11 protein-coding genes are annotated in these 12,633 nt (G+C 59.9%); 1 reads left to right on the top strand and 10 read right to left on the bottom strand.

Annotated features, from left to right (window positions below; translation table 11 throughout):
* Window positions 1-435: 435 nt before the first annotated feature.
* From O7A70_RS32970 to O7A70_RS32930, 9 genes are all read right to left on the bottom strand, one after another.
* A complete protein-coding gene (locus O7A70_RS32970) occupies window positions 436-1,200 on the bottom strand; it encodes an ABC transporter ATP-binding protein (protein ID WP_337144071.1) in 765 nt (254 codons plus the stop codon).
* Window positions 1,201-1,208: 8 nt separating this feature from the next.
* Window positions 1,209-2,207 carry an ABC transporter substrate-binding protein gene (locus O7A70_RS32965; RefSeq protein WP_337144070.1) on the bottom strand — a complete coding sequence of 333 codons (999 nt, stop codon included), beginning with the start codon at window positions 2,205-2,207 and terminating at the stop codon, window positions 1,209-1,211.
* Between the two features lie 67 nt (window positions 2,208-2,274).
* Window positions 2,275-3,072, bottom strand: a complete 798-nt coding sequence (locus O7A70_RS32960) for an ABC transporter permease (RefSeq protein WP_337144074.1) — start codon at window positions 3,070-3,072, stop codon at window positions 2,275-2,277.
* A gap of 55 nt (window positions 3,073-3,127) precedes the next feature.
* Window positions 3,128-4,477: an LLM class flavin-dependent oxidoreductase gene (locus O7A70_RS32955; RefSeq protein WP_337144069.1), complete on the bottom strand. Its 1,350-nt coding sequence runs from the start codon at window positions 4,475-4,477 to the stop codon at window positions 3,128-3,130.
* 38 nt (window positions 4,478-4,515) lie between these two features.
* Entirely contained in the window at window positions 4,516-5,442 is a 927-nt protein-coding gene (locus O7A70_RS32950; RefSeq protein ID WP_337144073.1) for a TauD/TfdA dioxygenase family protein, read from the bottom strand.
* 81 nt (window positions 5,443-5,523) lie between these two features.
* On the bottom strand, window positions 5,524-6,165 hold the full coding sequence (msuE, locus tag O7A70_RS32945; RefSeq protein WP_337144068.1) for an FMN reductase: 642 nt from the start codon (window positions 6,163-6,165) through the stop codon (window positions 5,524-5,526).
* Window positions 6,166-6,378: 213 nt separating this feature from the next.
* Entirely contained in the window at window positions 6,379-7,254 is an 876-nt protein-coding gene (locus tag O7A70_RS32940) for a hypothetical protein (RefSeq protein ID WP_337144067.1), read from the bottom strand.
* Window positions 7,255-7,395: 141 nt separating this feature from the next.
* Window positions 7,396-8,415, bottom strand: a complete 1,020-nt coding sequence (locus O7A70_RS32935) for a LysR family transcriptional regulator (protein WP_442921250.1) — start codon at window positions 8,413-8,415, stop codon at window positions 7,396-7,398.
* Window positions 8,416-8,662: 247 nt separating this feature from the next.
* On the bottom strand, window positions 8,663-10,039 hold the full coding sequence (locus O7A70_RS32930) for an alpha,alpha-trehalose-phosphate synthase (UDP-forming) (RefSeq protein ID WP_337144066.1): 1,377 nt from the start codon (window positions 10,037-10,039) through the stop codon (window positions 8,663-8,665).
* A 556-nt stretch (window positions 10,040-10,595) separates the two neighbouring features.
* Between O7A70_RS32930 and O7A70_RS32925 the strand changes: the two genes are divergently transcribed.
* Window positions 10,596-11,306 (top strand): winged helix-turn-helix domain-containing protein, encoded by a 711-nt coding sequence (locus O7A70_RS32925; RefSeq protein WP_337144065.1) that lies wholly within the window; start codon window positions 10,596-10,598, stop codon window positions 11,304-11,306.
* A 302-nt stretch (window positions 11,307-11,608) separates the two neighbouring features.
* Here the strand turns inward: O7A70_RS32925 and O7A70_RS32920 are convergent, their stop codons facing one another.
* Window positions 11,609-12,304, bottom strand: coding sequence for a thermonuclease family protein (locus tag O7A70_RS32920; RefSeq protein ID WP_337144064.1), 696 nt, complete (start codon window positions 12,302-12,304; stop codon window positions 11,609-11,611).
* Window positions 12,305-12,633: the final 329 nt, after the last annotated feature.

The following is a 12,633-nucleotide window of genomic DNA, read 5'->3' as shown; positions in this document are numbered from 1 at the left end:
GATTTCCCTGGTGCGGATGTGGACGATTCCCCGTTGCCGGGAGCGCGATTAGCACTCACCTAGGCAGAGTGCTAACAATGGCTGGATAGGCCGTCGACGGTCGCAAGTCAAGGCGCGACGGACGGCGCAAACCCAGACGAAGTGATGTTCGCTGAGGGCTATAGCCTTCTTCAGAAGGAGCAGGAGTATAGGCCCATTTCTTGCATCTTAGACCGCCCCCCACAAAGGCGGCGACCGTCATTGAAATGGGCATCAATGCGATCAAAACGCGCCGCCGATACTGTGCCTTGCACGGTCCGCCGCGTCAGTCGGATCGTCCGACAGGCACTGGTCGGCGAGGCTTTGCTGCGGCCTTGCTCGGAAACCTTCTTGGGCCGACCGTGAACTGCGAGCGTTTAAAACTAAGCGCGTGGTCTCGACGTTCGACTCCCTCGATCAGTGTAGGCCGAACTCGTGCAGCAGTTCCTCGCGGTAGCGCACGAAGCGGCTTTCGCTGCGGCCGCGTGGGCGGGGCAGGTCTATGTCGATCAGGCGGGCCTTGCCATCTTTCTCCTTGGGCAGGATCAGCACCCTGTCGGCAAGGTAGATCGCCTCTTCAAGATCATGGGTGACCATCACCATGGTGACGTTCTCCTCGCTCCAGACGCGCGCCAGTTCCTCCTGCATGCCGATCTTGGTCATGGCGTCGAGCGCGCCGAGCGGCTCATCGAGAAGCAGGATTTCGGGTTGGACAGTAAGCGCCCGGGCGATGCCGACACGCTGCGCCATGCCGCCGGAAAGCTGGCTCGGCCAGGCATCGCTGAATTCGGCGAGGCCGACCAGTGCTACATAGAAGCGGGCCCGCTCCTCGGCTTCTCGCTTCGGCACGCCGCGTATTGCCAGCCCGAAAGCGACGTTGCCGAGAACGGTCAGCCAGGGCAGCAGGCGCGGCTCCTGGAAAATCACCGCGCGCTCCGCACCGACGCCGCTGACCGGCCGACCGTCGATGGCCACATCGCCGCTGTCGGCGCTTTCAAGCCCGGCAAGGATGCGCAAAAGCGTGGTCTTGCCCGATCCGCTCGCGCCGACGATGACCAGGCATTCGCCGGAGCTGATGTCGAGGTTCAGTGTTCTCAGCACGGCGAGCGGACGCCCGCCGATGACGAAGGATTTGCAAAGGTCGCGGATGCTGACCTCTCCGCTGTGGTTCGTGCTGGTCATCTCTGTGCTCAGTTGGTCTTGATTTCGCCTGGCCGGTACAGGATGTCGGCCGCCTTCAATTTGCCCTTGGCGAGACGTCCGTCGCGCTCCAGTACGCTGATCCAGAAGTCGATATCGCGGTCGGTGGCTTGCGCGCCTTCGCGCAGGCCAAAGCCGGTCCAGTAGCGGGCCAGATCGCCATTTTCACCGCGCCTGTCGAGGATGGTGGCCAGCGCCTTGCGCGCTTCGCCCGGGTTCTGGCGTGACCAGTCGGCCGCACGTGCGGACTGTTGGACGAAGTTGCGGGCGGCCTCCGGATGTGCCGCGATGAAGTCGCGGCGAAGAATGACGAACCCCCCGGCGAGTTCTCCCAGAACGCCGATGTCGTTGAACACACCGCGCACCCCGCCGTTGGTGACCAGCGCACCGGCAAAGGTGGCCTGCCAGTAGCCGAGGGCAGCGACGTCAACCTGGCGTGAGCGCAAGGTCTGCTCAAGTTGTGGCCCCGGCACCACGACGAGCTTGGCGGCATCCGGTGACAGACCGACGCTGTGCAGCGCCTCGCGAACCGTAAAGTCGAGATGGGCACCCAGTGTATTGACCGCGATCGTCTTGCCGGGGAGATCGGCGATCGATTTGATCGGGCTGTCCTCCAGGACGTAGAAGACGCTCTTGACTTGCTGGCTGATGCCGTTGCTCGGATAGGCGGCAACGAAGTCGTTGCCGCCGGCGATCGAGTTGATCACCGCCGGCGTGGCGGCGGACCCCAGATCGACGCTGCCCGAGGCCAGCGCGAACAGCGATTCCGGACCGCCGCCGGAGTAGCCGACATTTTCGAGCTCGATGCCGAGGCCCTTGAAGTAGCCGAGTTCGTCGGCGAGTTCATGCGGCGAGATGCCGCCACGGCTGCCGAGGTAGCGAAATTTGACCGGCGCGGCTTCAGCGAAGGCGAAGCCGGGCAGGCCGGCGGCAAGCAGGCCTGCCCCGAACGGGGCGCCGGCAAGCAGGGTACGGCGGGTGAGTTTCATGATCTGGTTTCCTGTTTGCAGTGAAATTCGGTTTGCAGAGTCTTGGAGACTGTTTCGAACCTCGATCTCAACGATCGCTCCAGCGGCACAGCCGCCGCTGCATCATGACCAGCCCCTGGTTGGCGACCAGGCCGAGACCAGCAAGGGTGACGATTGCCGCGAACATCAGCGGGATCTGGAAATTGTATTGCGCGTTCATCACCTGGAAGCCGATGCCCTTGTTGGCGCCGATCATTTCGGACGCGATCAGCAGCAGCAGGGCCGTTGTGGCGCTCAGCCTCAGTCCGACGAAGATCGAAGGCAGGGCTCCCGGAAGCACCACGCGGCCAAAGACAGTCAGCCGCGTGGCGCCATAGACGCGCGCCATTTCGAGCAGTTTCGGATCGACTTCCTTGACGCCGCTGATTGTGTTGAGCAACAGCGGAAACAGTGTCGCCCAGAAGATGACGAAGATCTTGGAAGCTTCGCCCAAGCCGAGCAGCAGGATGAAGACGGGGTAAAGCGCCAGTGCCGAGGTTTGCCGGAACAGCTGCACGATCGGATCGAGCGCCGTCTCGACCGCGCGCACCTGTCCCATCAAGAGCCCAAGCGGAATGGCAACCGCGACGGCCGCCATGAAAGCGAAGCCGGCGCGTTGCAGGCTGATGGCGATGTCGCCGAGCAAGCTGCCGCCCGCCAGGCCCTTCCACAAAGCCGCGGCGATCGTGTCGATGGGTGGCAGCACAGCTGCATTGACCCAGCCCATGCTGCTCGACATCTGCCAGAGGGCCAGGAATGCCGCGAGCACGCCATAGCGGGACAGGAAGCGGCCGACCGCCAGGCGGCTCGCGAGCAACAAATCCGATTTGGTTCCGCTGCCCTGCATAGCGATGGTGACCGGCCGTTCGATGTGTTGCAAAGTCATCGCTTGCCTTTCCTTTCTATTCCGCGGCCAGCACGGTCGAGCGCGCTGCGGTCCACGGGTTCACCGGCCGCTTGAGCCCGAGGTTTTCGCGCAGCGTCCGGCCTTCATAGGCAGTGCGGAACAAGCCGCGCCGCTGCAGTTCGGGGATGACGAGGTCGACGAAATCGTCGAGCCCGCCGGGCAGCCAGGGCGGCAGGATGTTGAAGCCGTCGGCGGCCTCGCTGGTGAACCATTCTTCCAGCTGGTCGGCGACATCAGTGGCGCTGCCGACGATGGTGTAGTGGCCACGCGCGGTGGCCACCCATTGATAGAGCTGGCGGATGCTGAAGTTGTGCTCGTCGGCGATCTGGCGGATCAGCGCCTGACGGCTCTTCATGCCCTCAGTTTCCTTACTCGGCGGCAGCGGCCCGTCGAGCGGATAGCCCCTGATGTCGAGCGTCTGCCCGGCGAGCCCATTGAGCAAAGCCACGCCATCCTCCGGCTGGATCAAATCGTTGAGCTGCTGGTACTTGGCCTGTGCCTCTTCCTGGGTACGACCCACGAAGGGGGCGACGCCAGGCATGATCAGCACCTGGCCGGGATCGCGGCCGGCGGCAGCGACGCGCGCCTTGATGTCACGGTAGAATTCCTTCGCCGTATCGAGCTTCTGATGGGCGGTGAAGATCACCTCGGCCGAGTGCGCGGCGAGCCCACGCCCGTCCTCGGATTGTCCGGCCTGCACCACCACCGGGTGGCCCTGCACCGGGCGTGGGACGTTGAGCGGGCCCTTGATGCTGAAATGCGCGCCCTTGTGGTTGATGTCGTGCAGCTTGTCCTTGTCGTAGAACCGGCCCGACTGCTTGTCGCGGATGAAAGCGTCGTCCTCCCAGCTGTCCCACAGCGCCTTGACCGTTTCGACATGCTCGTGGGCCCTTGCATAGCGGTCGGCGTGATCAGGCTGGGTGTCGCGGTTGAAATTCTGCGCGGTCTCGTCGCCGGCCGAGGTCACGACATTCCAGCCGGCGCGGCCATTGGACAACAGGTCGAGTGAGGCGAACTTTCGGGCGAGCGTATAGGGCTCCTCATAGGTGGTGGACGCCGTGGCGATGAAGCCGAGATGCGTGGTCAGTGGTGCCAGGGCCGCAAACAGCGTCACCGGCTCGAAGCCGGCGATCTTGGCATTGCCACCTTCGCGCGCGCCAAGCCCGACGGTCAGATTGTCGGCGAGAAAATAGGCGTCGAACAGGCCGCGCTCGGCGGTCAGCGCCAGCTGCTTGTGGAACTCGAAATTGGTCGCTCCGTCGGCCGGCGCGTCGGGATGGCGCCATGCCGCGATGTGCTGTCCACCGCCGGGCAGGAATGCGCCAAGTCTGATCTTTCTGGACATCTCGGTTCTCTCATTGCGACTGGAGGGATTGCGTGGGTTCAGGCCGCTTTCGCGGTCGCCGGTTTGACTGCCTTGGTGGCGCTACGCCGGCCATCAATGCCAACGGGCACGTCGCCATTGATGGTCGCGCGGCGCACAACGCGGCGTTGGTCGCCATAGTCATTGACCGCGTAGTGCTGGGTGGCGCGGTTATCCCAGATCGCGACATCGCCTGCCCGCCAACGCCAGCGGACGGTGTTTTCCGGTAAGGTGATATGGGCTTGGAAAAGCTCGTAAAGTTTTTGGGAATCGTTCTTGGAAAGCCCCACAAAGCGCTGCACGAAATTGCCGAGAAGCAGCGTGCGCTCGCCCGTGTCGGGATGAACCCGTACGACCGGGTGTTCGGTCTCGTAGACCGTCGAGGTGAACACCTCTTCGAAGTGCCTGTGCTCCGCCTCAGTCGCCCGCGGTCGAACGGCTGCGTAGTCATATGCGTTGGAGTGTACCGCCCAAAGATTGTCGGCCAGCAGCTTCAGTGCAGTCGGCAGGCTCTCATAGGCAGCGGTGGTGTTCGCCCAAATCGTGTCGCCACCCGCCGGCGGAATGACGACGCCACGCAGAACCGAGAACTTTGGGTAGGCTTCGACGAAGGTGACGTCGGTGTGCCACTGGTCGGCGCGCCCGCCGCCACGGCTTGAATCAAGCTCAAGGATCGAGGCGGTTCCCGCAACAGGACCTTGAGTTGGATGTGGCACCAACTGGCCCAGCCGTTGAGCAAAGCGCTCCTGCTCGGCATCGTCCAGATGCCCTTGGTCGCGGAAGAGAACCACCTTATGGCGCAGCAGAAGGTCGTTGATCGCCGCCACCACCGCATGCGGCAGATCGCCGGAGAGGCGGCTGTTGTGAATTTCTGCGCCAACACGCACAGTGAGGGGAGCGACGTCGGATTCAGGAATGGAAGCATCGACGAGAATTGGCCTGGTCATTGTATACTCCGTGGGGAAGTGAGCTGCTGGACCGGATAATTCGGGATTGGACCCCTGTCCGAAGAGGTGCGCGGAAGTCAATCACCCCAAATTTGCGAGAGGAACTCGGGTGAACGAGCGCCCTCGCGTTCGGCTTACCGCACTGGTTGCTTCGGGCACATTGGAGTGCGTGGACAACAGGTTTGGAGTTCGCGACTCCAGATAAGGCGCGAACTGGCCGATCGCGCGTTCGAGCCGCTCGGCCAGGGCAGGGGATATGGATGTCGGATCGGCAAAATCCCGTTCCGAGGCATAGATTCCGGTCGCAAGTGTGCGTGCTTCAAAGAAGCCGAAGAGCGGCCGTAACTGATGCTCGATTACCAATGCATGGCGATCCCCACCGCCGGTTGCAGCGAGAAGGACCGGTTTGCCGTTGAATGCAGTGGGCTCCATCAGATCAATCAGGTGTTTGAAAAGGCCGGTGTAGCTGCCTTTGTAAACAGGACTTGCGACGACCAAGGCCTCGGCGTGAAGGAGGCGGTCAACAAGCCTCCTTGCGGCCGCATTGAGATCGGAAAGACGCACTGCGGCGCCCAGATGGGGGGCAAACTGGCCGATGTCGACAATTTCGGAGGTCTTGTCATATCGGAGCGCCGTTCGCCTGACGATCTCTTCGACCAGTATGCGGGTGCGCGAGGGAGAGGTGTAGCTGCCGGAAAGTCCGACGATTGCAGGGGTGGTCATGGCCGGCCCTTTTCCTTTGGCGTGCAACTTCACTCGCGAAGACAGGATCAAGGCTAGCCAATTATACAAATTCTATAGAGGAAGCATATTGCGTGTTTCGAGCCCTTGGGAAATTCGTTTTCTCGGATTTCGACGTGGTGCGGTTCTCGTGTTCGACAACGAACGATCGGCGGGTTACCGCCGATCGTCGGGATCGTTTGGCTGGAACCGACCTCAGACCTGCGGCCTGATATCATTTTGCGGGGTCGAGCCGCCGTTGAAGAAATTCTTCGCCCTCTTGAATTGAATGGTCGAGTTCGCATTCACGAGCTGCTGGAAGTTTTCATAGTCGGGCCCGCCTTTTCGGATCCGGCGTGCCTGTACGATGCTCACGACCTCGACATAGTCGATGTCGACATTGACGCGTTGCGTCGACGAGCAGCAGGATTTCAGCCCAAGAAAGTTCTGTTTGAATTCGATCTGGCGAAGAACGATCGCTCCATAATCGTAATATCCGCCTGCACCATTATCGAGAAGGTAGCTCTGGTAGGTGCATGTCAGCGCCTTGTATTGTTGCGCCTTGGCGCTGGCGCTGAAAATGATGTCTCCCATCGCGGTCAGGAAACACTCGAAATCGCTCAGCAGCGATGCCCCATCAGTGATGATCGCCTGGGCAACCAAGGAAAGGAACGTGGCTGAAACGGAAGTGCCGAAAACTTCTTTCGAATAACCTTTCTGGTTTCGCGCTCCGATCGAAAGATTTGGAATGTTGTTGAGGACGTCTGCCCAGACGCTGATATCTAGCTTTTTCGCGTCGATGTTCGGATAGTTGGAATGCATGTAGTCGTAAATGAGGCCGCCAATCGATAAAAGATTGTCCTGGTTTTCATTTAAGATTTCGCTATACATCCGATCACGTGTTTTGTGGCCGAAGAGATGAAATTGTACAGCCCCTTGATCGTTAGCGATCATGTCGTCGGTCGGAGGTGCGGCATTTGGCATTGAAAGAAGCAGAGGACTCGCGTGGAAATACGCTTGAGAAGACTTGTAGATGTCATCAGAATATCTTTTTTCGCGTTCCTTGACATCAAGTGAAAATACATTGGACATCTTATTCTCCTATGTGAGGGTTGGAGTGGTTGTTAAAGGTGTGAGCCTCTGGAGAGCCAGAAGCCTAACTGTCAGATGATTGCGTGCCTCTTCTCGATCGAATGGCGTTCAAGAAGGGAGGGCCTTTGGAGTGCGCTTCCGTTATTGTGCTGCCACTGGTGCTGTTTGCGTCAGTTCTGTTTGTGAAGCCGCTGCGGTGATCTCGTGCCGCAGCCAGCGGTGCTCCGGGTCGCGATGGCACCGTTCATGCCAAATCAGGGCGACCTCGTAGGGGGTCAGTTCCACGGGCGGATCGACAATCTGCAGAGGGAGCAGAGCAGCGACCCGCGTAGCCACGCGCCTAGGCACAATCAGCACCAGATCACTCGCCGCGACTGCCGTGGCTGCCGTCAATATGTTGGAAACCAGCACAGGGTCGCGATCCAGGAGATCTAATTTGACTAATTCGTCATGCACCCGGCCAAACCCATCCTTGGAGTCCGAGGCAAGGGCAGCGTGGTTCAATGTCGCGAAGGTCTCGATCGTCCACTCCCGCGCCAGGGCTGGATGGTTCTGGCGTAGCAGGCAGGCAAAGCGGTCGGCGTAGAGCGTACGGCGCAAGTAGCCCAGTGGCGCAGCATCGATTTGGCCGACGGCCAAATGGATTTCGCCTCGTTCAAGCCGGCTGAGGGCGCCGCCTAGAAGCGAATCGGTGACGATATGGAGATAAGGCGCGTGCTCGCGCAGAATTGGTAAGAGAGGCGGCAGCAAAATCAGCGCTTGGTGATCGGGCATCGCCATTGTCGCTTTCGATCGCCATGCACCTAGGGCGCAATCGCGATCGATCATCGTGCGGACAGCATTCAAGACCGGCGGCAGGAGCTTGGCCAGGCGCTCGGCCTGTGGCGTCGGAACCAAACTGCTCGATCCACGCACCAGAAGATCGTCATTGAAAATTCCACGCAGCCTTATCAGCGATCTGCTCATGGACGGTTGGCTGACACTCATATGCCGAGCCGCATGCGTGACGTTGCGGTGCTCCAGCAGCGCCTCAAAAGACAACAGCAATTTCAGGTCAATCGACGCCAGCATCCGCTGTTGCCGTGTGGCGCGCGCGCCGTTGACAATGCGTGGCGGCCGCTCGCTCCTGCTTGCACGATCCCTGCTATCAACGAGGTCCATTCGCCTCTCCTTATTTTTCTAGCGGTCTGCTCACGCTATCGTCTTGATGGTGTGGGCGTTGCGGGCGGCCCTCGCCACTTGGTTCGGCGTGGTTGAAGGTGACCGGTCTCGATCAGTGAAACGACACAGTCGGTGCGGGTGAACGAGCACCTCCTGGGCCACGCGCGATTAGGGCAGAAGCACTCGGCAATGTGGAGGCTGCCTGGGCCCAGCCTCACACTGGAGCTAGGCTGGGCCCACGAAGGGCTTAGTGTCGATTCAGTGACGAGAGAAAATCGCTGCACCACTTATGGACGTCATGCTCGCGAAGAATCGTCATGATCGCTCTCCAGCGGTCAATCCGATCCTCTACCCGCAGAACGAGGGCCTTTTCCATGGTGCGCGCCATCTCCTCCGTGTCATAGGGATTGACAAGCATCGCTGCGTCCAACTTCCTGGCGGCACCGGAAAAACGCGAAAGGATGAGAACGCCCGGGTCCAATGGATCCTGCGAAGCGACATACTCCTTCGCCACCAGATTCATCCCGTCGCGAAGCGGAGTCACCAAACCGATACGCGCCTTCCTGTAGAGGCCGGCCAGCTCCGACTGACCGACTGACTTGTTGATGTAGTGCACGGGCACCGAATCGATGGTTCCGAATTCTCCATTAACGCGCCCGACCAGTTCGGCGACGTCCTTCTGGACCGCCCTATATGCCGGTATACTTGCCCGGGATTCCGGGGTGATCTGCAGCAGCAACGTCTTGTCGACACGGTCACTGTAGTTTCGCAGAAAATCACGAAAGGCGACGATGCGTTTCTCGATACCCTTCGAATAATCGAGGCGATCGACGCCGATCGCGATGTCATAGCCGGCAATCCTCGGATAGGTCTCCTGCACACGCGCATTGAGGGCTGCATTCTCTGCGAGGCTTTCGAACTCCGCCGTGTCTATGCTGATTGGAAAGACGCCGCAGCGAAACTCGTTCTGATAGGCTTGGTAGAAACCTTCTTCGACGCGTTTCCCTTGCTCCTCGCGATCCAGACATTCGAGGAAGTTGCTGAGATCGAAATCCGTGTGGAAGCCGACGAGGTTACAGAACGAAAGCGCGCGCAGCAAAGTATCGCACTTCGGAACAGTAGAGAAGATGTCCGCCGGCGGCCATGGAATGTGCAGAAAAAAGCCGATCCTGTTGCTGCAGCCGAGCTTACGCAGCTCTTCAGCAAGCGGAATCAAGTGATAGTCGTTCACCCAAATGACATCCTCATCGCGCAGGAGAGGTTTCAGCAGCTCTGCGAACCGCGTGTTGACACGATGATATCCGGCGCTTCGTGCCTCGGAATATTCGGCCAGGTCAGGACGGCCGTGGAAGATCGGCCAAAGAACCCTGTTCGCGAAGCCCTCATAATATTCGTCCACATCCTTCTGCGAGAGATTAACAAGCTGGTAATTGATGCCGTCATCTTGCAGTGGTGTCAGCTCCCGCGTGGCGTCCTCGGCTACCACCTGCTTCGAGCAGCCCATCCAGAAGCCGTGCTCTTTCTTGAGCACCGCTTTCAGCGCGATGGCCATTCCGCCCGCGGGCGGCACCCCTTTTTTATCGGGCAGCGGAACCCTGTTGGATACAACGATCAGTCTACTCATTTCTACCTCCTGCGTTTGTAGACGCAACGAGAGCCTCTTCGCTCCAGTTGTTTTTAAGTCACTGCGCATTATTTTCGCGATCATCGAATATAAGTTCCGCAAGATACGGAATAGAAACAGTGTTAACCAAGTATATTGTCGGCTATGTGGATATTTCTACACACTGTAACTACCGAATAGATCCACCTTTACGTCTGGAATGTCAATCTTTTGGGGGTTTCAGATGAAATGCGGCTGAATCGATTGGGAGATGCGCGCTGCAGGCGCAGAAGGCCTCATCACGCTAGCCTCAGGGCCGCAGGGGAGGGGATCGGCTGGGCCAACGACCGGCATGTCGCACAGGCGGGCAGGACAAACGCCCTGAGCTAAATCGGAGAAACGGCCGAACACGCGAAGCTTGGCGAACTCGGTTCCTGGTTCACAGCGGCAGTCCCGCCTAGGACCTATGTGCCTGCGCTATTATGTCATGCGCCCAACGAAGATTGTCCGACCTGCGGACCCTGCCTAATTTGCCTGATCGTCGCAGAAGCCAAAGCGACATCCAACAGGAGTAACCATGAAGAACATTCTCGTTTTGAGTCAGGACGCTTCAACGAGAGAACTGCTGGTGGATCTCCTGTCCAAGCATGAGTTTAGGATCAGGGCGGTCGAAAACGGCCAACAGGCCGCCAGCAAGATGGTTTCTGAAGCACTTGATCTGGCAATTGTCGATCTGAGCCTCGGTCGAAAGGACGGCTTGCAATTCGTTCGGGATTTTGGCGCCAACAGGGACCTGCCGATCATCATCATCAGCGCCGATTACCTGGATGAATCCGACAAGGTGGTCGGTCTCGAAACCGGCGCCCGCGATTACATCACTAAGCCCTTTGGCCATCCGGAGTTCCTGGCCCGCGTACGCGCTGCCGTGCGCCAGCGGCCGGGGCGTGAGCGAAACGCGATCTTTAATTTCGATGACTGGCAAGTCAGCACGAAACGCCGCCGCTTGCGTCGAGGCACGGGTCTTGAAGTGAAGCTGACTGCGGGTGAGTTCAACCTGCTCATGGCATTCCTCAAGAACCCGGGCCGAGTGCTTTCGCGCGAGCAGCTTCTGAAGGCGACCAGAGTCTATGATCAAGAGGTCTATGACCGCAGCATCGACGTGCTGATCCTGCGCCTTCGCCGTAAGCTGGCACACCGCTCGAACCTGCAGTATATCCGCACCGAGCGCGGCGCCGGGTATGTTTTCGAGAGCGCCGTCGACGTCGAGGAGCTGAGGACGCGCCCGTAGGGCGGCGCCCTTCCTTTGGAGCTCATCGGTGCTTCATCAACCACTCAGCGTGTGTGCTTCACTCAAGTAAGGTTAACCGGGACGCGCGACTATGTTGTCTGCCTAACCGGCTAACGTGCCCGGCTTTCCGGGCGGGAAGCTCTTCGCGGGGCCGCCCGATCGGAAGCGTCAACTGATGTTTGCGGGCGTGGTCATTGAGGCACGTCGCGGACAAGATCGTGTGGACTGGTGTAGCCATGTGTGTTTAAAAAAGCGCGGCAGCCGGGCCGGTCACCAAGTCTCAGGCGACGAACGAGCTTTCCCTAGCAAACCGATTCGCAGGGGATACCGTCCTTGTCTCGGTCCAACTTGCCTCCCCATGAGCAGTTTGCGAGATACCAGTTGGCTTCATCACATGAGCTGATTTGAGAACATATCCGCCGCGGCTCACACGAGTAGCCCGTCTGCGCGAGCAGCCTGCGGCTGACGATGCCTCGTGGTGGGCCCGACGGGGTCGCCCCATCTGCATGCTCCGCTCGCCACTCCCAAGGCGCTTGAAACTTGCCGGCCCAAATACCGACCTTCGCCGCTTCCGCCTTCAACTGTTGCGGTGCGTACGCACCGTGGCTGTAGCGGGGCCAATCCAAGGCTTGGCCGTGCTCGACCATCCAAGCGGACAAGCCGGCACCATCGGAGCGCAGGCAGTCTCCGACAAACCGGTCATAGCGATCCCAGGAGACGAACGAGCAGTGAACTGGCCTGGAGGTCGCCAAGAAGGCGTTCAACGCTTCAGCCGCACGGCGTCCGCAGGGATATTCGAAGCCTTTCGCGTCATCGCAATACTGCTTGCTCTCCGGCGCATCGACTCCGTTAAGGCGAATGCGCTGACCGTGGATCTCAATCGTGTCGCCGTCGACGACGGAGGCGATGCCGGCGACCGGTGGAGGGCTCGGCCGGGTCAGATTCGACAGACTGATCTCGGGCATGCGGCCGCCGTGCTGCATGGCCAACTGAACCATCAACGCGCCAGCAGCAGCCAGAGTCACAAAGATCAGCCGCAGCGGGATGGGTCCCCAACGCCGTGCGCGTGACCGCTTGGCACCAGTGCGCTTTCGCCACTGGTCAGACCGATAGTCGTGCCGTGATCTGTCCAAGCCCATTCTCCCTCGGGGAAGAATGCGTCGGTCAGAGCAGAGAGTCCATAGTTGCGCCGTCTCGACCCAGGGCAATCGCTTCAGGTTAACGGTGGTGCGTAGTGGGCACGAATATGATTCATGAGGTGCTTCGTGATTTGCGGAGCCTTCGATGTCGCGCCATTCTTCCCGTTCGCTTTCGATCCTTGATCATT

The organism is Mesorhizobium sp. Cs1299R1N1 (assembly GCF_037179655.1).
In the GTDB taxonomy this organism is placed as follows: Bacteria; Pseudomonadota; Alphaproteobacteria; order Rhizobiales; family Rhizobiaceae; genus Mesorhizobium; species Mesorhizobium salmacidum.
Note: the sequence above shows the minus strand (reverse complement) of the source record. Positions and strands in the feature narration are given on the sequence as shown.